General features: G+C 41.7%; 13 protein-coding genes. 12 read left to right on the top strand and 1 reads right to left on the bottom strand.

What is annotated here, in order from left to right:
- Positions 1-111 precede the first annotated feature (111 nt).
- The 8 genes from PHAL_RS0105165 (at position 112) to PHAL_RS0105130 (ending at position 15,083) form a co-directional block, all read left to right on the top strand.
- Positions 112-2,460 carry a TonB-dependent receptor domain-containing protein gene (locus PHAL_RS0105165; protein WP_016707361.1) on the top strand — a complete coding sequence of 783 codons (2,349 nt, stop codon included), beginning with the start codon at positions 112-114 and terminating at the stop codon, positions 2,458-2,460.
- A 60-nt stretch (positions 2,461-2,520) separates the two neighbouring features.
- On the top strand, positions 2,521-3,648 hold the full coding sequence (locus tag PHAL_RS0105160; RefSeq protein WP_016707360.1) for an alkaline phosphatase family protein: 1,128 nt from the start codon (positions 2,521-2,523) through the stop codon (positions 3,646-3,648).
- Positions 3,645-4,727: an alkaline phosphatase D family protein gene (locus tag PHAL_RS0105155; RefSeq protein ID WP_016707359.1), complete on the top strand. Its 1,083-nt coding sequence runs from the start codon at positions 3,645-3,647 to the stop codon at positions 4,725-4,727. Before PHAL_RS0105160 ends, PHAL_RS0105155 begins: the two co-directional genes overlap by 4 nt.
- Before the next feature lie 169 nt (positions 4,728-4,896).
- Complete coding sequence (gene recC / locus PHAL_RS0105150; RefSeq protein ID WP_016707358.1) at positions 4,897-8,181, top strand: exodeoxyribonuclease V subunit gamma; 3,285 nt, start codon at positions 4,897-4,899, stop codon at positions 8,179-8,181.
- Positions 8,168-11,743 carry an exodeoxyribonuclease V subunit beta gene (recB, locus tag PHAL_RS0105145; protein WP_016707357.1) on the top strand — a complete coding sequence of 1,192 codons (3,576 nt, stop codon included), beginning with the start codon at positions 8,168-8,170 and terminating at the stop codon, positions 11,741-11,743. The genes recC and recB overlap by 14 nt, the downstream gene beginning before the upstream one ends.
- Entirely contained in the window at positions 11,740-13,665 is a 1,926-nt protein-coding gene (recD, locus tag PHAL_RS0105140) for an exodeoxyribonuclease V subunit alpha (RefSeq protein WP_016707356.1), read from the top strand. The genes recB and recD overlap by 4 nt, the downstream gene beginning before the upstream one ends.
- Positions 13,666-13,712: 47 nt before the next feature.
- Positions 13,713-14,138 carry a hypothetical protein gene (locus PHAL_RS0105135; protein ID WP_016707355.1) on the top strand — a complete coding sequence of 142 codons (426 nt, stop codon included), beginning with the start codon at positions 13,713-13,715 and terminating at the stop codon, positions 14,136-14,138.
- A gap of 180 nt (positions 14,139-14,318) precedes the next feature.
- Entirely contained in the window at positions 14,319-15,083 is a 765-nt protein-coding gene (locus tag PHAL_RS0105130; RefSeq protein WP_029216032.1) for a fumarylacetoacetate hydrolase family protein, read from the top strand.
- A 111-nt stretch (positions 15,084-15,194) separates the two neighbouring features.
- On the opposite strand, the gene PHAL_RS0105125 is transcribed toward PHAL_RS0105130, so the two are convergent.
- The gene (locus PHAL_RS0105125) at positions 15,195-16,214 is read right to left on the bottom strand and encodes a LacI family DNA-binding transcriptional regulator (protein ID WP_016707353.1); all 1,020 of its coding nucleotides are present in this window, start codon (positions 16,212-16,214) and stop codon (positions 15,195-15,197) included.
- A 324-nt stretch (positions 16,215-16,538) separates the two neighbouring features.
- Here PHAL_RS0105125 and glk point away from each other — a divergent pair, with 324 nt between their 5' ends.
- From glk to eda, 4 genes are all read left to right on the top strand, one after another.
- Positions 16,539-17,540 (top strand): glucokinase, encoded by a 1,002-nt coding sequence (glk, locus tag PHAL_RS0105120; protein ID WP_016707352.1) that lies wholly within the window; start codon positions 16,539-16,541, stop codon positions 17,538-17,540.
- A gap of 35 nt (positions 17,541-17,575) precedes the next feature.
- The gene (locus tag PHAL_RS0105115; RefSeq protein ID WP_016707351.1) at positions 17,576-18,592 is read left to right on the top strand and encodes a LacI family DNA-binding transcriptional regulator; all 1,017 of its coding nucleotides are present in this window, start codon (positions 17,576-17,578) and stop codon (positions 18,590-18,592) included.
- A 618-nt stretch (positions 18,593-19,210) separates the two neighbouring features.
- Positions 19,211-21,061, top strand: coding sequence for a phosphogluconate dehydratase (gene edd / locus PHAL_RS0105110; protein WP_029216030.1), 1,851 nt, complete (start codon positions 19,211-19,213; stop codon positions 21,059-21,061).
- A 34-nt stretch (positions 21,062-21,095) separates the two neighbouring features.
- The gene (gene eda / locus PHAL_RS0105105) at positions 21,096-21,716 is read left to right on the top strand and encodes a bifunctional 4-hydroxy-2-oxoglutarate aldolase/2-dehydro-3-deoxy-phosphogluconate aldolase (RefSeq protein WP_016707349.1); all 621 of its coding nucleotides are present in this window, start codon (positions 21,096-21,098) and stop codon (positions 21,714-21,716) included.
- Positions 21,717-21,727 lie beyond the last annotated feature (11 nt).

Below are 21,727 nucleotides of genomic sequence, written 5' to 3'. Positions count from 1 at the left end.
TAAAATTTCTATATTTTTTTAATTATTCCTTCAATATTCTGGACCTATTTTGTCATAAACTCCCGCCATACTGTGCCCGCATTCAAAATAACAATTGCAAATGGGACAATAATGCGTACTTTGACAAAACAATCAACTTTAAGCCTCGCTATTGCGTTGGTTTTTTCAACTAACAGCTATGCCAATAATGAAATAGAAGAAGTCACTGTAGTGGCTAAACCAACCAGTTACGCTAACAGTGTGATTGAACAATCTATGATTGAGCAGCAAAGCTCGGTATCAAGTGTTTTGGCGGTGATTGATAACTTGCCAGGCATAAGCATTAACGAAGGTGATGCGTTTGGTGGTGATGATTGGTCAACAACAATCACTATGCGTGGTTTTAGTATTGACGGTAATCAGCAACAACTAGGTATGACGGTTGATGGTATTCCAAATGGTGGCTCAAATTACGGTGGTGGTGCAAAAGCGAATCGTTACCTCGACAGTGAAAACCTTGCTACAGTTGAGGTAGGTCAAGGTACATCAGACATCGCATCGGCATCACTTGAGGCGTTAGGTGGTACATTTAACTTTGTTAGTAAAGATCCAAGTCTCGATAAAAGCACCACTTTTGCTTATACCAATGGTGATCATGATGCCTCACGCTATTATTTTAAACATGAAACAGGCACCATTTTTGATAATACACAAGCGTATGTAAGCTATTCGCAAACTGATACGAGCCGCTGGATAGGTGAGGGTAGCAATGGTGGTAAAGATAACCAACATGCTGAGGTTAAGTTTGTATCAAACTTTGATGCTTTAACCCTGACAGGGCGTTTATCCTATGATGATGTTAGCGAGACCAACTACAACAGTGTAAGCCTTGAGCAGTTTGCACAAACGCCAGATTGGGATCAACTTACGTGGAACTGGACAGGCACCCCGCATTTTGACCAGATGTTTGCAGAAGGTTGGGGCACGTTGCGTGAAAATACGTTAGGTTACTTAAAATTTGAATATGCTATTTCGCCTTCATCAATGCTCACATTCAGCCCGTATTACCATAAAAATTCAGGCCGAGGTGATTGGATCCCGCCTTATTTAACTTCTCCAGTTGATGAAAATGGTAACCCAACGACAGAGGGCGGCAGTAATGCAGGCTCCTATGGTTTTGTTGATAGTGACGGTAACCCTCTTGCGCCAAATGACGGCTGTACACAAAGTTTAAGTTGGCCGTGGGAATCTGGCCCAGGCTTAAATCCCGCCTGTTACTCAGCTGATGCCACGCCTGTTATGTCGTATCGACATACCCATTATGATAAAAGCCGTTTAGGCTTAACTGCTAACTACCAATTAACGCTTGGTATGCATGATATTGAAGCGGGTATTTGGTATGAGCAATCTGAGCGTGATGAATCCCGTGATTGGCATAAAGTGATTGATGCCCGTGTATATCATCATTTTGATAGCACTCCATATTGGACACAGTACAAAAACACCTTTGATACCGATACGTTCAAATGGTACCTACAAGACTCGATGGCGCTGGGGGATTTCACTTTAAATATTGGTGCTAAGCAATACCTAGTTGAATTACAAAAGTACGACCACTTTAATGATATCAGCTCAGATAAAGTAGATAGCGACTCAGATGTGTTATTTAGCGCGGGTGTGCTTTATCAGCTTAATAGTAGCACCGAGTTATTTACTAGCTACAGCGAAAACTTTGCAGCAATTAAAGATGGTGTACTTGAGCGTGACAGCTCAACGTTAACTGATATTGAGCCGGAAACTGCTGAAAATATTGATTTTGGTGTGCGTTATAACGCTGACCGTTTAAGTCTGACCGCAACGGCTTACTCAATTGAGTTTGAAAACCGTATCACTTTTATTGCACCAGGCAGTGATACCAGTGGTATTGATTACACAATAGGCACTAATGGTTCGTACATTAATGTGGGTGGTATTGAATCACAAGGTTTTGAATTATCAGCAAGCTATATGTTAACTAATGAGTGGAATATCTACACGTCATACACTAACAATAGCTCTGAATACGCTTCTGACGACCCAAGCTCATATGCAAATGGTGAGCTCATTGATGGTGCTGGACCAAGCTTTAGAGCGGGTGATGATGTGATTGATGCGCCAAGCGATATGTTTGTACTCTCTACTGACTACTACAGCGGTGATTTCCGTTTTGGTATTTCAGCTAAATACACAGGAGAGCGTTTAGGTGCATGGACGGATGAGCAAACCCGTGCTCGCAATGAGGTTGATGGTTATACCGTGATTGATTTTAATGCAGGCTACTACGCTGAAGTAAATGCTGGCGCATTTAAATCAATCGACATAGCGTTTGCAGTGACGAATGTAACAGATAAACAATATCTTGCCGGTGGCACCGGTAACGGTTCTACCTACTTTATTGGCGCACCGCGTACAGCGGCACTGACATTTACTGCTAACTTTTAAATCATAGTGTAAACACAAAGCCCATCATTGATGGGCTTTTGCGATTTTTACAGGTAAAAAATGAAAAAACTAATCAAACTAAATTTGTTAGGCATAGTGTTACTAACGAGCCAATTCGCTATAGCAGCGCAAAATGTAGTGTTAGTCACACTGGATGGCGTGCGTTGGCAAGAGGTATTTAATGGCGCAGATGCTAATTTGCTCAACAACCCTGATTTTGTCAAACGTAGCGACGAGTTAAAAGCCGAATTTTGGCATGAAGACACTCAGCAACGCCAACAATTGTTAATGCCTTTTATAACTCAAACAGTGGCAAAACAAGGAGCGATTATTGGCGACAGAAATAATAACTCCAAGATGTCGGTGAGTAATCCGTGGTATTTCTCATACCCAGGTTACAACGAAATTTTAACTGGGTTTGTTGATGAGGGCATTAACAGTAACGATAAAATTTTAAACCCCAACCAAACCATGCTGGAGTTGCTTGAGCAACAGGTTGAATATAAAAACAAAACGGCACTATTTGGTAGCTGGGATGTATTCCCGTTTATTGTCAATGATAAGCGCAGTGGCGTGTATGTAAACGCGGGCTTTATGCCAATTGCTGAGGGGTTATCAACCGATGCTGCGCTTTTAAATGCGATGCAAAATGAGATCCCAAGCCCTTGGCACAACGTACGTTTTGATAGCTTTACTTACCGTTTTGCGAAAGCGTATATGTTGGCTAACAAGCCAAAACTATTGGTGATAAGTTTAGGTGAAACCGATGATTTTGCGCACGATGGTCATTATGATCAGTATTTAAAATCAGCCAAACAAAATGATGCATTTATTCAAGACTTATGGCAAACCATTCAAACAACGCAGGGTTATAAAAATAACACCACGCTTATCATTACCACCGATCATGGCCGTGGTAGTCACGCAAATGATTGGCAGCATCACAGCTCTAAGCAGGCTTTAGCAAAATCAGAGCAAGGACGTAAAGCATTTCCTGAAGGAATAATTGGCTCTGATCATATCTGGTTTGCTGCAATAGGCCCTACCATTAAAGCCACAGGTTTGCTTAAAACTAGAGCAGAGCTAAAACAAGCGCAAGTTGCTGCTACAGTATTAACAGCACTAGGTGAAGACCCGAAAAAGATAAACCCTAAAATGGCACCCGCAATTTTAGAGGTGCTTAAATGAAGCTATTATTTTCAACAGCAATGATCACCACAACACTTATATCATGTGCATTAGTGAGTTTTAGCGCTTTAAGTGCAGCAGAAAAAATAACGGCACCACAAAAAATCCTGTTTGGCTCCTGTAGTCATCAAGATAAAGCGATTCCTATCTTTGATGCTATTAATAAAGAAAAGGCTGATTTGTTTATCTTTTTAGGGGATAACATTTACGGCGACACCAATGATATGCAAGTACTGGCTGACAAGTACCAAAAATTGGGTGCGAAACCAGGCTTTAAAGCGCTTAGGGAGCAAACGCCGATTATCGCCATGTGGGATGACCATGATTTTGGGCAAAACGATGCAGGTAAAGAATACCCAGAAAAAGAGCAGTCACGACACATTATGCTCGATTTCTTCCAAGAGCCAAAAACATCAATTAGACGAACACGCCCTGATGGTATTTATACTTCGTACATGTATGGAAAAGGCAAGCAAACAGTGCAGGTGATCATGCCTGATTTACGCTGGAATCGTGATGCGCTTAATCATGTTAGCGAAGTCGAATATTACACTAAGCGCAAAGCAAACAATCAAGGACCTTACAGTCCAACGGATGTGAAAGGTGCATCAATGCTCGGTGAAGCGCAGTGGCAATGGTTTGAGCAAGAGCTGAAAAAACCTGCGGCAATCAAACTGATCAGCTCAAGCTTGCAGCTACTGCCTGATTTTACCGGCTGGGAATCATGGGCTAACTTTCCAGAAGATCGTGCACGTTTATTTGCACTGATCAAAAAACACCGTGTCAATGGGGTGATCATAATCAGTGGTGATACTCATTGGGGAGAAATTTCAAAATACAGTGCCAACCTCGATTACCCATTAACCGAAATGACCAGCTCAGGATTGACGGAAAAATGGAAAGACGTCAGCCCGAATAAGCACCGCGTTGGGCAGTTTACTCATGAGGTAAATTACGGTGATTTAAGTATTGATTGGCTGCAAGAAGACCCTGCAATTTCATTGAAGCTTAAAGGTATTGATGGCAAAACCATTATGCAAAGTCAATTTAGTTTATCAAGTATTAGCCCGTATAAATAAGCAAGGCGCTTGTTAAACTGCTCATAGCATCATGGATGAAGCTGTGAGCTTACTGTGTTTATATTTCAAGCTAAGCATCTGATTTATTAAAGCCAATTAACGACTTTGGCTACCCCTGTAATTGAAAATATCTTACACTGGTTTTATCTCAAGCAAGAACAGTGTCGCCATGCTCAATATTATTCAATCAAACCGAATGGAAGCCCTGCAAGCGCAGTTTCATTACCTGTTAAATAAATATCCTTTACCCAGTGTGTTTGATAAAGAAGTGGTGTTAGTGCAATCGCCGGGTATGTCGCAGTGGCTTAAAATAGGCTTGAGCGAACAACTCGGTATTGCTGCGCAGGTGGACTTTCCACTGCCTTCGAGCTTTATTTGGCAGCTTTATCAACAGCTATTGCCTAATGTGCCTAAAGAGTCGGCGTTTAACAAACCTAACCTTGCTTGGAAACTGTTTGCCATTTTACCAGCTTGTATTGATGAGCCACTGTATTTGCCACTAAAAACTTATTTGGCAGGCGATACAGACGGGCAAAAAACCTTTGCCCTGTGTGAAAAAATTGCTGACGTGTACGATCAATACTTAATGTATCGGCCGCACTGGATTGCAACTTGGGACAGTGGTGTTGATAAACTCGCTGATGTAGATATAAGCATAGCGCCTTGGCAGCCTGATCTGTGGCGGCGTATTGTTGAACACAGTAAAGGACTCGGCCAGAGTCAATTCCATCGTGCTAATATGCAAGGAAAATTACTCAGCGCACTTGAGTCAATGGACGCGAATTTATTGCCCAAGCGCATCAATTTATTTGGTATTTCTGCGATAGCCAACTCGCAGCTCGAGGTGTTTGAAGCCTTGAGTCGAAAAACAGACGTTAATTTATTCTTTTTCAACCCCAGCGAACATTACTGGGGTGATGTAGTTGATGAAAAAACCGCAGCAAAGATCACCGCTAAATACGCGATAAAACCGCTGTTAGAGGCGCAATCTAAACCGGAACAAGATTACTATTTTATTGGTAATCCACTGTTATCATCGTGGGGTAAACTTGGCCGTGATTATTTTGAGCAACTTGTTCAGCTAGACGCCAGTTGGGTTGATGGCTTTATTGATGCATTTGACGACACTTTACTTGGCCAAATTCAAAGCGAGATTTATCAGTTGGCATTTAAAGGTGAATCGTTAACTGAAGATAAAGCGTGGTTTATTAATGATGAAGGTAAATTGCCAGTCAGTTGTGACGATACCAGTATAACACTCAGCGATTGCCATACCCCACTTCGAGAAGTCGAGCGCCTGCACGACTATTTACTCAATTTGTTTCATCAAAATAAAGATCTCACTCCAAAAGACATTATTGTCATGATGCCAGATGTAGGCACTTATAGCCCCTATATTGAAGCCGTGTTTGGCGGTGCCCAAGGTAGCCGTAATATTCCTTACGCGCTGGCTGATTTAGCCATAGAGCAAGAAAAACCAGTGCTTAGCTCGTTTGCAAGTCTGGCTAATTTGCCGTTTTCGCGCTTTGGTGTGTCAGACATTCTCGACTTACTGCAAGTGAGCCAAATAGCTGAAAAGTTCAGTGTTGAGGCCCATGAGTACGAACAAATTCAGTACTGGCTGGAACGTGTTGGTGTTAAATGGGGCATTAACGCTGAGCATAAACACAGTTTTGATTTACCCGCTATAGAGCTAAATACTTGGCAACATGGTTTAAACCGATTATTGCTTGGCATTGCCCAGCGCGATGAACAATGCCCTTACAAAGGGGTTTACAGCGCCGATGAAGTGGAAGGTATGGCGCTTGATACGCTTAATAAACTAGTACACTTTATTGATGTATTACAAAACTTTAAAGAGCAACTAAGCCCCGATGATACGTTGACTAATAAAGCTGATATTTTGGCTAATTTGTTAAGCGAAATTTATGAAAGTGACAGCGACGATAGTTGGGATTTATTAGTACTGCAAAATGTGTTGGATGAGCTGAAAAAGCATCATGATAATGGCGATTACAGCCAAGCCGTATCGCAGCGCATTGTTAGTTATTTGGTTAAACAAGGTATTCAAGAAAAAGGCGTAGGGCAGCGTTTTTTAGTGGGGCAGGTTAATTTTTGTACCTTAATGCCAATGCGTGCTGTGCCTTTTAAAGTGGTGTGTATGCTTGGTCTTAATGATGCTGACTACCCACGCACCGTACAACCGATTGGTTTTGATTTAGTGCCGTATTCTAAAAAGCAAAAAGGTGACCGATCACGCAAACTCGATGATCGTTACTTGTTTTTAGAGGCGCTGCTCAGTGCTCGCGATAATTTATATATGAGCTACATAGGCCGATCGTGTTTTGACAATCAACCGCGCATGCCATCAACCTTGGTGAGTGAGTTATTAGAATACATTGGTCGTAGCTTTGAATACGCTGAACAAAGCGATAAAAAGTTACCGCAAAGTTTAATAAACCACCAGCATTTACAACCCTTTAATAGCCATTACTATAAAGCAGAGCCAGATCACAATTTGCAAAGTAATCACAGTTACAACCCAATTTGGCTACCTGCTGCGCCAATAATGCCAGAACCTGTCACTGCGCTTGATGTTCGTGCGCCAGAGCAACTTGATCTTGATGTGTTTATTCGCAGTGTGTGCCATGCGCAAGAAAGCTTTTATCAACAAAGTTTAGGCTTGCGCTTACCGCAATTTAATGAAGTGGCCAAAGATGAAGAGCCATTTAGTGTAGATGCACTCAAGCGTTACTTTTACCTTGATGAAATACTGCAAGCAAATATTAATGAACAACCGCTTAGCACAGCACAAATACTCCAACGCGGCGATTTACCGCAAGCCAATGTGGGCGACATTATTTACGACAGTATGCAACACCGTGTTGACGCATTGGCAGGGCAAGTAAAAGAGCATATTAAAGGCGGCATAAGTGAGCCAATTGAGGTTAAGTTAACCCTTGAGCAGACTCAAATTGAAGGTTGGTTAAACCATGTGTATATGCAAAAACAAGTGTTTTATCGCAGTGCCAGTATTAAAGCTAACGATCTGATCAAAGGTTTTATTTATCACTTAGCAGCACAAAGCATGCAGCAAAATGTTGAAACATTGCTACTGGGCCTTGATAAACAAATTAGTTTTGCGCCACTGAGTAAAGCCGATGCAGATGCGTTACTCGCCGACTGGTTTGCTTTATATAAAGCGCTACGACAAGCACCGGTGGCGTTTTTTCCGGTTAGTGGTTATGAATACATTAAAAGCGGTGGTGATATAAATAAAGCAATGAGTAAATTTAGCCCGCAATACATAGGCCGTGGTGAAGGGGAAGATCCTTATATTCGCTTAACTGTGCAGTCGTTGGCCGATTGCCAAGACGAATTTATAAAGTGGAGCGAGCAATTGCTTGCGCCATTATTTGCTCACGCTAAGGAGAGTGATTATGCAAGCGCTTAACCCACTCACAATGCCACTGAAGGGACAAAGCCTGATTGAAGCCAGTGCCGGTACTGGTAAAACTTATACCATAACGGGCTTATATTTACGTTATTTACTTGGTATGCAGAGAGCCGACGACCCCGCTGCCGCAGGCAATGTACCACTGAGTGTTGAGCAAATATTGGTGGTAACGTTTACCGATGCCGCCACCCAAGAAATTAAAGACAGGGTGCGAAGCCGTATTATTGCCGCCCGTGATGCGTTGCTTGGTCAAGAGCCAGAAGATGAGTTGATAACCGGTGTAATTGCGGCAATTGACGATAAACACCGCGCTTTTGATTTACTTGACGCGGCGGCTAAATCCATGGATGAAGCGGCTATTTTTACTATACATGGTTTTTGTCAACGTATGCTTAAACAGCATGCGTTTGAATCTGGTGTGGCATTTAATTTAGAGTTTATTCTCGATGAGCGGGATATTCTGCTTGAGACCATTAAAGATTTTTGGCGTGCGTTTGTATACCCGTTAGATAAAGAAAAAACCGATGCCATATTAAATGTGTTCGCCGCGCCAGAACAATTGTTCTCACACGTAGCGAGTATTTTAAATAAAGGTAATGCGCAGATCACACCACAAATAAAGTTAGAAGATGTGTGGCAAGCCCGCGAGCAATATTTAGCAAAAGTCCCCAGCTTTAAACAAGCCTGTTTAGAAAGCGAGTTTATTGCTGCCATAAAAAGCTCAGGGCTAAGTGGCTCGAAAACTCCGGCACGTAAAGGCAGTTTACAAGCGCTGGAAGAATTTTGTGTAGGTGATGAAGCTTTTTTTGAGTTTGGCACTAGCAAATACTCATTTGCAGTGTGGGGTAGCGATAGCTTAAGCGATACGAGCAATTATAAAAAAAATCAGCCGCTATTTACTCACCCGCTGATAGCCGAATTTGATGAACTCGCAAGACTTTCATCTGTAGTGAACCAAGGTTTAGGTATTGCTATTGTGCAACATGCCGCACGTTGGGTAAAAACCGCCATTGTTAAGCGTAAACAAGAGCAAAGTGTGATCACCCCTGATGATTTACTCAGCAATTTACACAGTGCGCTGCACAGCGAGCAAGGCGATACCTTGGCGCAAAAAATAGCGCAGCTGTTTCCGGTGGCAATGATTGATGAGTTTCAAGATACGGATCCCATTCAGTACGGCATTTTTAGCAAGATTTATGGCCAAGAGAATACCACGCTTGCCATGATTGGCGACCCAAAACAGGCCATTTATGGTTTTAGAGGCGCGGATATTTTTACTTACATCGGCGCAAAACAAGCGGTTGTTAAAGAGCAGCAATTTACCTTAGGCACAAACTTTCGCTCCAGTAGCGACATAGTCCAAAGCGTAAACCAGCTATTTGCCAAACACGGCAATAGCTTTATTTATAACGATGCCATACCGTTCAGTCCAGTTGCAGCAAAGGGTAAAAAAGCCGATAAATCATTTTTACTTGATGGTAAGCCCGCTACTGCATTTGAATTTTGTGTATTTGTAGATACTGATGCAGATGAAAAAAATAAACCAACCAGTAAAGGCTTTGGCCAGCAACAGTTAGCACAGTATTTTGCTAATAAAATAGTCATTTTGTTGGAGCACGCTGGCCAAGAGCGTGCTTGTATTGGCACAACACCTATTACTGCTGCTGATATTTGTATTTTGGTACGGGACCGTGTTGAAGCTCAAATAATGAAAAAAGCCTTGAGTGAGGCGCATATTGCCAGCGTTTATTTGTCTCGTGACAGTGTATTTAATCAAGAGTTAAGCCATCATTTGCTTAACTTTTTAACTGCTTTACACGGCCAATATGACGAGTCGTTACTGCGTGGCGTCTTAGCAGGACCGCTATTTTGCCTCAGTTATACCGCTATTTATGCCTTGCATGAAGACGAAACTCAGTGGCAACAGTATTTAACCTTTTTTGCCACCTTGAGTGATACTTGGCACAAACAAGGTGCGATGGCGATGATGGAACAGTTACTTAGCCATAATCAGCTCAGTGCTAAGTGGCAGGGCTTAGGTTATAACGTTGAACGTTGGTTAACCGACTTCAGGCATTTAGCTGAAATATTACAACAAAAACAAATTGAGCTTGAAGGCACGCTGCGTCTATTACGTTGGTTTGCGCAAAAGGTTAGCCAGCAAGATGGTGAAGCGGTGCAAGTACGCCTAGAAAGTGACGCTAACTTAGTTAAAATTGTCACTATGCATGCCTCAAAAGGACTTGAGTATCCGTTGGTGTTTATGCCGTTTGCCAGTGGCTTTCGTGAAACCAAAGACGCGCTTTATCATCAAGATGGCAAACTGATTTATGATTTAAGTAAAAGTGAAGAGGCACTCGAAAAAGCCCAACAAGAGCGCTTAGCTGAAGACTTACGGTTATTGTATGTTGCACTCACTCGTGCCGTGCATTTTTGTGCCATTGGTATGTATAACCTTGGCCAAGGACAAAGCAGCCGCTTAGCAATACAAAGTAGCTCGTTAGGGCATGTATTATTTGCAGGTTTAGATATTACCAGTAGTCAAGTTTGGCGTGAGCATTTACAGACCTTTTGTGCTGAAAACGCTGCAATGGCATATCAGCAGTTTACCTCAGAACAACTGGGTGAGCAGGGCGTGTTAACATTTTCCAGCAGCCTTGACACCAGTGAAATACTCACTGTAAATCAGGTTAATACCTGTATTGAGCGGAATTGGCGCGCGACTAGCTTTAGTGCGCTGAGTTTTAAAAAGCACACTGATCATATAGAGCCTGGTCGTAGCGATGAAGATCACGAAAAAGACGAGTTTGCCACCCAGCAAGATGAAATCTTATCGCCATATAGCTTTCCTAAAGGTGCAAAACCAGGCAGTTGTTTACATGAAATTTTTGAACAACTCGATTTTACCCAACCTGAAACTCACCCCACGAATGCTGAGCAAAATTTAGCGGCTGTGGTTGAGCGTAGTTTAAAAAAATACCACATTAGTGAGCAGTGGCAAGCAACCACAGAGCAATGGGTACGCAATATTCTTAATTGCCCATTAAATGAGCATGGCTTGAGCCTTGGCGTGTTAACCCCACAGCAATGTTTAGTGGAGATGGAATTTAACCTGCCACTGAGTCACCTATCAGCTAAGCAGTTAAATGCGGTATTAATTAAAGAGTTTGACTTTAACCAAAGCCGGTTGGACTTTTATGATGTAAAAGGCCTGCTGAAAGGCTTTGTTGATTTAATATTTTGCTATCAAGATAAGTACTATATTTTAGATTACAAATCAAACTACTTAGGAAGCCAAGTGAGTGACTATGAGCGCGATTTACTAGAGCAAGCAATGAGTAGTCATCAGTACCATTTACAATATTTAATTTATACTGTGGCGCTGCATAGATTATTAAAACAACGAGTTCCTAATTACAGCATTGAGCAACATTTAGGAGGTGTGTATTACACTTTTTTACGCGGCATGAGTGAGGGCAAAGGCGTGTATTTTAAAAAGCTCACCACAGCGCAAGTGCTGATCTTAGATGGCTTGTTTAGTGAAGGAACCATGTTATGAATACTCCCCAACCAACTAGCCCTGTTATAGTGCCGTTACTGGATTATTTGCTCAGTGAAAACCGTGTGCGCATGGTAGATATAAAACTGGCTGAATTACTCTGTGAGCAACAACATGATGATGTTTTTTACTTAATTTTATTACTCAGTAATGCCCAGCAAAGCCAACATAGTTGCTTAACACTGAACGAACTTGATTGGCAAAATCCATTTAATTTACGCCAAACAGAATTTAGCCCACTGACGCTAAGTGTGCCCGATTGCTTAAGCCCATTCTGTGATGGCTTTAGCACCGAACAGGCAGTTACTTGCTTGCAAAGTCATGCCAGTGTTGGCGCTGACAAACCCTTATTGTTATTCGATAATCGCCTCTACTTTTCTCGCCTTGCTGGTTACGAGCATACCCTTGCACAGCGGTTATTGCAGATGAGTCAGCAAACAGTAAAGATTGATAATCAGGCACTGACGCAGCTCTTAGCGCATTATTTTCCAGATCAGCAAACCGATAGCATCGACTGGCAAAAAGTAGCGTGTGCAATGGCGGCGACTAAAGGGTTTAGTGTGATCACGGGTGGCCCTGGTACAGGTAAAACCACCGCAGTGACAAAATTATTAGCAATATTACAGTCACTTTATCAACATGCACCGCTGAGTATTAAGCTGGTGGCACCAACCGGAAAAGCCGCCGCACGCTTGAGTGAATCAATACTGGGCGCAAAAGACAAACTCACCAGTATTCCCGAGCATATCAAAACCTTGATACCACAAAGCGCGCAAACGATTCATCGTTTGCTCGGGGTTAAGCCCTTTACTAATAAATTTAGGCACTCAACTGCCAACCCATTGCATGTTGATTTGTTGATTATCGACGAAGCCTCCATGGTGGATTTATCTTTGATGGCAAAGCTCATTGAAGCATTGCCAGCCCATGCACGACTTATTTTATTGGGCGATAAAGACCAACTTGCTTCGGTAGATACTGGCAGTGTAATGAGCGACCTTTGCCAAGGGTTAGCGCTTGGTCAAACACCACATTATTCTGTTGAGCGCTGCGCTGAACTGAATCAACTGTGTTTTAATGGCGAAGCTAAACTGCAAAACAACCCGAGTGATTTTAAACTTGCCGATTGCATTGCATTTTTACAACACAGTTATCGCTTTGATGCAAAGAGTGGTATTGGTCAATTAGCGCAAGCGGTAAACACAAATAACAGCGGTAAACTCAATTACGTAGAGCAAGAGGTAAATAACGGCGTATTTAAAGACGTGATTTTTGATTATGACTTAGTTAGCCAGCCTCTTGATAAGCTCGTGCAAAGTGCGGCTAATAAATACGCCGAGTATCTGCAATTAATTGCTCAGCATGCGCCAAGTGCTGCTGTACATAAAGCCTTTGCCAGCTATCAATTACTCGCGGCTGTGCGTGAAGGTGATTATGGTGTAAATAATTTAAATCACCGTATTGAAAAGCAGCTTGCACAACAAGGCTTAATAGCCTTAAATGCTGATCAGCGCCATTATGTGGGTATGCCGATCATGGTTGCGCAAAACGACTACCAGCTAAAATTATTCAATGGTGATATCGGTATTTTAATGCTCGATGAAAACGCGCAACTAAAAGCCGTGTTTATAGACGAGCAGGGTAATGAACGAGCGTTTTCACCAGCGCGATTGCCCGCTCACGATAAAGTGTATGTAATGACTATACACAAATCTCAAGGCTCTGAATTTAACTACACCGCCATGGTATTACCACCGGCAAACCAAGCGACCACAGGCATAAACCGCCAACTGGTCTACACTGGTATTACCCGCGCCAAAAATACTTTTGAGCTGGTGGCCGACAAAAAAGTATTACTTGCAGCAATGAGTAAATCAGTCAGTCGCGCATCAGGGTTGTATGAGAGGTTGGTGCAGTTGTAAGCCTTAAGCAAAATTTAAAGTGTATCGTTTAATCAAGGATGAATGTTATGTTGATTGTTACTAAAACAGCTTTATGTAGTGTTGTAATTGCAATGATGATGGTAGTGATAGCTTTTGTGATTACTGGGAGTACAATTGTCAGTGCTTTTGGTACTGCCATGGTTTTATCTATTCCGATACTTCTGCCATTTATAGCACTTTATTTCATGGATATTAAATCTAGAAAAAAACCAATAGAGCCTTTATTTTACTGGCTGGTACTTGGTGCATTTATTGTAACTGTTATTTTACACATAGGTTGGAACTACATGATGTTAGCTGACATCATGCAAAAAGGTTCATTAGGCCCAGAGCAAGGGTATTGGCTGTTGATCAATTTATTCGTTGGTTTTAAAGCGTTAGTTGTAGGAGCCGCCATTGGTGTGTTCTGCCAGTTAATTTATAGTGGCTGTTTTGACAAACGTAGTAAATAAGATGAGATTTTCCGTCTGAGTGCCTGCAGTATTAAATTTTTATAGCTTCTAAATATAAGGCAACAGAAAATGTCATAGGTGTGTTTTAATTATGTGTAACACTCTTTTACGTTTCGTGTATAAACTATAGCTAATAGTTTATTGCTTGGTGCTGTGGTACAAGCTCAAATCGAGAATAATGTGGATAATTCAACTCAATTACAAACAATTGCGCGTCATTTAATGGCGCAACGTGACTCTGCTTTACCTAAATCAGATTTACCAGCTGGCTTAGCATTAAAAGACAGCGAAGAAAGCTTTGCTGTACAGAAATTAATGATCGCACTTAATGATCAGCAAGTGTATGGCTGGAAGTGTTTATTACCACTTGATGATGGTTCGATTATTTTAGCCCCGCTGTTGAGTAAACCTTATGCATTTACACAAACGTGTGAATTATATACGCAAAATAATAAAGCGCGTGTTGAGCCTGAGATCGCATTTGTATTTGGTCAAGACTTATTGGCGACTGAAAACTACAGTCATGAACAGGTTGACGCTGCGATAGCTAAAACCCATATGGCACTTGAATTGATTCAGAATCGCTTTTCAGATGATTATCAACCAACACATTTCGAAAAGTTAGCGGATGGCTTATTTAACCAAGGTATCGTCATCGGCCCAGAGATCAATAAAGCAGACGCTTTTGATGCCGCTCAGATTGAGTTAACGATTGAGCAAAATGAACACCGTAATACGCGAACAGGCAAACACCCTTCAGGTCTTGCACAAGCACCAGTTTATTGGGCGGTAAATTACCTCGCACAGTTAGGTATCGATATAAAAGCGGGACAAGTATTTATTACCGGCTCGTACAGTGGGGTGATCGATTTAGATACCGATAGCAGCTGTGTTATTTCCTATGCAGGGCTTGGCGAGTACAGCATTACATTTACAGCGCGTTAGAGAATGCGCTACAAATTGGTTTATGGAGCCGAGTTGCTAAGACCTTATGATTATTCTCAATATGACTAATCATAAGGCTTAGGGTATACGCAAAACCGTTACTCTCTTACGTTATACACTTGAACCGCGAATGATCAATGAGGGGGGAAGTAGGGTGTTTTCAACGGTTTCACCACGAATTAATTTTAGTAAATTATTAACCAGCATTTGACCTGCGAGCGTTGTGTCTTGTTGCACTGTGGTCAAGGGTGGATTAGTAAAACTGGCAACTGCAATGTTGTCAAAGCCTACCACATGAACGTCATCAGGTACTTTGATCCCGGCTTCTTTGAGTGCGCGTATAGCGCCAATGGCAATTAAATCACTTGCGGCAAATAATGAATTAAAATGAATGTTGTTGGCAATTAATGAACGTGTAGCATGATAGCCTGATTCTTCAGTCGAAATGGCATTAGCCATCTTACGTTCGCTTAGATTAATGCCGTGCTGATTAAATTCATCTTTAAACCCCTGATAACGAGCAAAAAACTCAGGACTATGTTCTGATGCATCACCAATAAAGGCACAGTCTTTTCTATTTGCACGTAATAGATGGGCAGCAGCAAGTTTACCGCCGCCGTAATTATCACAACTGACCGTGAGATCAGGACGGTTATCTACACTTGCTCCCCAACATACAAACTTAGTGTTTTGTTCTATAAGGCTACTAAATTTGGCTTGGTAATCTACATAATCACCATACCCAAGCAAAATAATACCGTCGGCACGGTGGCTGTCTTCGTAATCTGCTTGCCAATCGGCGCTGGTTGATTGAAAAGAAACTAGTAAATCATACCCTTGTGTAGCACATGCGCGAGTAATACTACCAAGCATAGCCAAAAAGAACGGGTTGATTTGTGATTCATCGGCAGTGGGATCTTCAAACAATAATAAAGCTAAAGTACTACTTTGCTGAGTGCGTAAATTGCTGGCGTTTTTATCAACTTTGTAATTAAGTTGTTTTGCTACTTCAAAAACACGTTTGCGAGTTTCTTCATTAACTAATGGACTGTTACGCAAAGCGCGCGAAACAGTAGATTGCGATACCCCTGCGTAGTGGGCGATGTCAAACGATGTAGCTTTACCTTTCATAGATAACCTAACTGCTTTAAGTAAATAAAGTGCAAATAACTCGTGCCATTTTCGTTGATTTGTTGATTTTTACAAGCTATTTATCAGTAATCTAAAATTTTTATTGATTCAAACCTGACACCGGTGTCATAATGTCGGCGTTTTATCATTTTGTTGTCAAAACGTATTGGCTGCCCATTTATTTGGGCAGCATTTTTTTACTAGAGTAACTGCTTTGGGGTGATAGCTCAAAGTTTATCTCATGACGATGGCAAGACCATTGAAATTACAATAATAAGCTCGGTTATAGCTAAGTATCTAAACCGCTTAGACAAAAGAGAAAACATGATGAACTCCAAGCCAAATTCACAATTCGATCCTATCTTAGTGGCCGACATTGGCGGCACTAATGCTCGTTTTGCTTTAATTACTGCCTTTAACTTAGAAAAAAAACAATTTGTTATTGAGCATAATATTACTTTTCCAAGTGCCAATTTTGGCTCATTGCAAGCAGCATTGCAGCATTATTTATCGCAAGTTAATAATATTCAGCCTCGTCGCGCTTGTCTAGCCGTCGCAGGACCAATCAAAGCTGGCCAAGTACATTTGACTAATTTAGGTTGGCATTTTAGCGTTGCAGAGGTTAAAGCTGAATTTGATTTAGCGCAACTTGAAGTGATCAACGACTTTGCTGCATTTGCCTATGCAGCGCCGTATTTAGACGCACAACAAAACATTGCAGTTAAAGCTGGACAAGCAGATACTGATGCGAATATTGCAGTAATGGGCCCTGGCACTGGTTTTGGTGCGGCTTGTTTAGTGCGTACAACGCAGGCAAGCGCAGTGTTGAGTTGCGAAGCAGGGCATATGACGCTTGCTTCAGTAAATGAACTCGATACTCAGTTGATCGCGCAATTACGTAAACAGTTACCCCATGTATCGGTGGAAACTGTGTTTTCAGGCCCTGGTATTGTCCATTTATATCAAGCAATGGCTGCTGTAAATGGTGTTGAAGCACAAAATTTAACGGCTGCACAAATTAGCGAATTAGCTAATAATGGCGAATGCAGTATTTGTGATGCGACCTTAAACCAATTTTGTGATTGGATAGGAAGCGTAGCAGGGGACCTTGCTGTTGCCTTTGGTGCGCTAGGTGGTGTGTATATTGGTGGCGGTATTTTACCGCGCATGCAAGATCGTTTACTTGCAAGCCGCTTTGTTGAGCGTTTTAACGCTAAAGGGATCATGTCGCAATATGTGAGCCAAATACCCGTAACGCTTGTTATACAAGATAATATTCCACTTATTGGTGCTGCGGCTTGCTTGCACGTTAATGGGCAGTCATAAAACATCGCTGTAGGGGATGCTATTGGGAAGGTTGGATGAAGAAAGTTACTATAAATAGTGTTGCAAGCTATGCTGGGGTGTCTAAAAAAACCGTATCGCGTGTTTTAAATAATGAACCCAATGTAAGTGATGCAACTCGCGAAAAAGTGCTCAAAGTGTTTAAAGAGCTCGATTATACTCCTAACCCTATTGCTCGCGGTTTAGCACAAAATCGTAGTTTTATAATTGGCTGTATTTACGATAACCCGAGTAAAAGTTATATCACTCGGGTGCAAACAGGTGCACTGGCTGCGTGCCAAGAAAACAACTATAACTTGTTGATCCACCCATGTGATCTACGTGGTGATGCGTTGATCAGTAATATAGAACATTTACTGCAATCTTCTCGCCTTGATGGTTTGGTATTAACCCCGCCGTTTTCAGATTTTAAGGTGTTGGTTGATTTTCTAAAAAGCAAAAAAATTCCTTATGCCCGTGTAGCGTCTGCTGTACTTGAAGATGAGTCGATTTCAGTGCGTAGTAATGATGAGCAAGGGGCTTTTGAGATCACCGAGCACTTAATTAACTTAGGTCATAAGGCGATCGCGTTTATTAAAGGTCACCCTGATCACAGTGCTACAGAGCAGCGTTTTAAAGGTTATCGCCGTGCTTTAAGTACCCATGGCATTGAATTTAATGAACGTTTGGTTGAAGAAGGTAACTTTAGTTATCACTCAGGTGTAGACAGTGCACGCAGCATCTTAGATCTAACACCAAGACCAACGGCAGTATTTGCATCAAATGATTACATGGCCGCTGCCGTATTAAAATTGGCAACACAACGGCAGTTAAAAGTACCGGATGATATTTCGATAGCAGGTTTTGATAATGCCCCAATTGCACGCCATATTTGGCCTGGGCTGACAACTATTGCACAACCTGTAGAAGAAATGACTCAGCAAGCGGTTAATAAACTAATTGAGCACATTAGTGAACCGCAAGAGCAGCCCTATCAAGTGACGCTAGAAGCGCGTTTGATCACCCGTGAATCCACCGCACAAATAAAGCCTTAAATATGTAAATGAAGCAATTTTCACAGTTGCCCGAGTTTGAGTGACGCTTACTCGGGCATTTTTTTAGCTGTTTTTAATGTTAAGTTTGCCCCAGCAAAAAATTTCTTGGTTAATTCATTATTGAGCCTAGTATGCTCTGCTTAGCGGCATAAATTTTTTGACTAAACAGATATACCAATCGACTTAAATATTTAACCATTCTAGCGAGCTAAATGGTCAGTAACTTAACACGAAAGAGTATAACAATTTTATTCACTGCTACTTTGTACTAGAAGAAAGTAAAACCTTTTAATATTAACGAACTAGTTTAATACTAGGTGGGTTGTTAAAGCTTTTTTAAAAAATAGCGAACAAAAATTGTGCACTGAGTAAAAAAATAGTGGTGGTCATTATTTGGTCATTTAAAATAATTAAACTAAATTTATAAGATAAGGTTGACACCGGTGTCACAGTCGTGCGTTAATACAGTGACACCGGTGTCAGGTTGATTGTGAGAGACAACTTGACAACGTATACCTTTGAACGGGTAAATCAAAGATGCTCAGTGCAAGTTCATTCGTGGAGTATGTGCTTGCTACTGAGCCTTTATCCTCTAACCATAGAGATGAGTCGAATTTTATGTTGCATCCTCGTATTCAAGAAGTCACCGAACGCGTTATCGAACGTAGTAAAGCTACTCGCCAAGCCTATTTAGAACGCATGAATCATGCAAAAAAACAAACAAGAGTTCGTTCTGGTTTAGGTTGCGGTAATATTGCTCACGTAATGGCTGCTTGTAGCAGTGATGATAAAGCACGTTTAAAGGCTGATGAACAGCCTAACCTAGCTATTATCAATTCATACAATGATATGCTTTCTGCGCATGTCCCTTACAAAGATTATCCAGATTTAATTAAAGACCTTGCCACTAAATATGATGCAACAGCACAAGTCGCTGGTGGTGTGCCAGCGATGTGTGATGGTGTTACTCAGGGCCGTGATGGCATGGAATTATCACTTTTTTCTCGTGATGTTATTGCTATGTCTACTGCAATTTCGTTATCACACGATGTATTTGATGGTGTTTTTTGCTTAGGTGTGTGTGACAAAATTGTCCCTGGCCTATTAATTGGCGCTTTATCATTTGGCCATCTACCGGTTGCGTTTTTACCAGCAGGTCCGATGCAATCAGGTATCCCTAACAAAGAAAAAGCCCGTATTCGTCAAAAGTTCGCACAAGGTTTAGTAAGCCGTGATGAATTGTTAGAAGCTGAAAGTGCGTCTTACCACAGTGCTGGTACATGTACTTTTTATGGAACTGCTAACTCAAACCAAATGTTAATGGAAATTATGGGCTTACACCTTCCAGGTAGCTCGTTTATCAATCCATATACAGAATTACGCGATGGTCTAACGGGTAATGCGGTAGAAACCATGCTTAAGCAACTTATTCAAACAAAAGATGCGAATTGTTTAGCTGACGTTGTAACTGAAAAAACCATAATTAATGGTTTGGTCGGTTTATTATCTACAGGCGGCTCTACAAACCATGCTATTCACTTGGTTGCTATCGCTAAAGCGGCGGGTATTGAGCTGACATGGAAAGATATGTCGGATTTATCAGAAGTTGTGCCACTACTGACGCGTATTTATCCAAATGGCTCAGCTGATGTGAATCATTTCCAAGCTGCCGGTGGTATGGGTTTCTTAATGAAGCAACTTGTTGGTGCTGGTTTCTTACACAATGACGTTAAAACTATTGTGGGTGAAGGCCTTGAAGCATACACCCAAGAGCCACGTTTAGACACGGATAATAATTTGATCATGACTGATTCAAATGGTCCAAGCAAAGTGAAATGGGTGCCATGTCCTGAAAAGTCATTAGATGAAGAAGTACTGCGTCCAGTAGATAACCCATTCAGTAAACAAGGTGGTTTACAGCTACTTACAGGTAACTTAGGTAAAGCTGTTATTAAAGTGTCAGCAGTTGCAATTGAGCACCAAGTAGTATCAGCACCGGCAAAAGTATTTAGTTCACAAAGTGCACTACAAGAAGCGTATACACGCGGTGAATTAAACCAAGACTTTATTGCTGTACTTAAAGAGCAAGGCCCTAAAGCGAAGGGCATGCCAGAGCTGCATAAATTAACGCCAGTTATGGCAACCTTGCAAGATCAAGGTTTTAAAGTTGCAATTGTGACTGATGGCCGTATGTCTGGCGCATCAGGTAAAGTTCCTGCTGCAATTCACTTAGCGCCAGAGGCCGTTGAAGGTGGCATTATCGCAAAAATTCACGAAGGTGATTTAGTTACACTTGATGCACCAGCGGGAATTTTAAAACTACACGTAAGCGATGAAGAGCTTGCAAAACGTGAATTACAGCTGAGCGTCCCAAGTTTAACCTTTGGTACTGGACGTGAGTTGTTTACAGGATTTAGAAACATTGTTAGTAGCGCAGATTTAGGCGCAAGTGCGTTTGGAATAGAATAATAATTAGCCATTCACAGGGTAATGAGGACATACAATGAGCATAGAAAAAATCTTAGCATCGGCACCTGTGGTGCCAGTAGTGGTGATTGAAAAATTAGAAGATGCAGCACCACTTGCTAGAGCACTTTATAACGGGGGCTTAAAAGCGCTTGAGATCACATTACGTACACCCATTGCTGCAGAAGCGGTCAAGCTGATGAAAGCGGAAGTACCAGAAGCGTATGTGGGCACAGGTACAGTGGTTGATAAAGCAAGCTTTGAAGCATCGGTTGCCGCAGGCGCTGACTTTATGGTCAGCCCGGGCGTAAATGATGAGCTTTTAGCGCTAGCTAAAGACAGTGATATTCCATTTCTACCAGGTGCCGCAACGCCGAGCGAAGTGATGAAGTTAGCAAGCCATGGTTTTAAGTTTTTAAAGTTCTTTCCAGCAGAAGCTGCAGGCGGTACTGCAATGCTTAAATCAATTGGTGGCCCATTACCTCATGTTACGTTTTGCCCAACAGGTGGTATTAGTTTAGCAACTGCACCGAGCTACTTAGCGCTTAGCAATGTGATTTGTGTCGGTGGTACTTGGATGCTTGATAAACAACTTATTGAAAACAAAGACTGGCAAGCCATTGAAGCGCTTGCTCGCCAAGCAAGTGAAATTAAATAATTAAAGGGGAG

This window comes from Pseudoalteromonas haloplanktis ATCC 14393 (assembly GCF_000238355.1).
Classification (GTDB): Bacteria; Pseudomonadota; Gammaproteobacteria; order Enterobacterales; family Alteromonadaceae; genus Pseudoalteromonas; species Pseudoalteromonas haloplanktis.
Note: the sequence above shows the minus strand (reverse complement) of the source record. Positions and strands in the feature narration are given on the sequence as shown.

What these genes read in the sequence shown, in the direction of transcription:
- PHAL_RS0105160 (WP_016707360.1), top strand. Translation starts at nt 2,521, where the DNA reads ATGAAAAAACTAATCAAACTAAATTTGTTAGGCATAGTGTTACTAACG.
- recB (WP_016707357.1), top strand. Translation starts at nt 8,168, where the DNA reads ATGCAAGCGCTTAACCCACTCACAATGCCACTGAAGGGACAAAGCCTG.
- glk (WP_016707352.1), top strand. Translation starts at nt 16,539, where the DNA reads ATGATGAACTCCAAGCCAAATTCACAATTCGATCCTATCTTAGTGGCC.
- edd (WP_029216030.1), top strand. Translation starts at nt 19,211, where the DNA reads ATGTTGCATCCTCGTATTCAAGAAGTCACCGAACGCGTTATCGAACGT.
- PHAL_RS0105165 (WP_016707361.1), top strand. Translation starts at nt 112, where the DNA reads ATGCGTACTTTGACAAAACAATCAACTTTAAGCCTCGCTATTGCGTTG.
- PHAL_RS0105155 (WP_016707359.1), top strand. Translation starts at nt 3,645, where the DNA reads ATGAAGCTATTATTTTCAACAGCAATGATCACCACAACACTTATATCA.
- PHAL_RS0105115 (WP_016707351.1), top strand. Translation starts at nt 17,576, where the DNA reads ATGAAGAAAGTTACTATAAATAGTGTTGCAAGCTATGCTGGGGTGTCT.
- eda (WP_016707349.1), top strand. Translation starts at nt 21,096, where the DNA reads ATGAGCATAGAAAAAATCTTAGCATCGGCACCTGTGGTGCCAGTAGTG.
- recC (WP_016707358.1), top strand. Translation starts at nt 4,897, where the DNA reads ATGCTCAATATTATTCAATCAAACCGAATGGAAGCCCTGCAAGCGCAG.
- PHAL_RS0105125 (WP_016707353.1), bottom strand. Translation starts at nt 16,214, where the DNA reads ATGAAAGGTAAAGCTACATCGTTTGACATCGCCCACTACGCAGGGGTA.
- recD (WP_016707356.1), top strand. Translation starts at nt 11,740, where the DNA reads ATGAATACTCCCCAACCAACTAGCCCTGTTATAGTGCCGTTACTGGAT.
- PHAL_RS0105135 (WP_016707355.1), top strand. Translation starts at nt 13,713, where the DNA reads ATGTTGATTGTTACTAAAACAGCTTTATGTAGTGTTGTAATTGCAATG.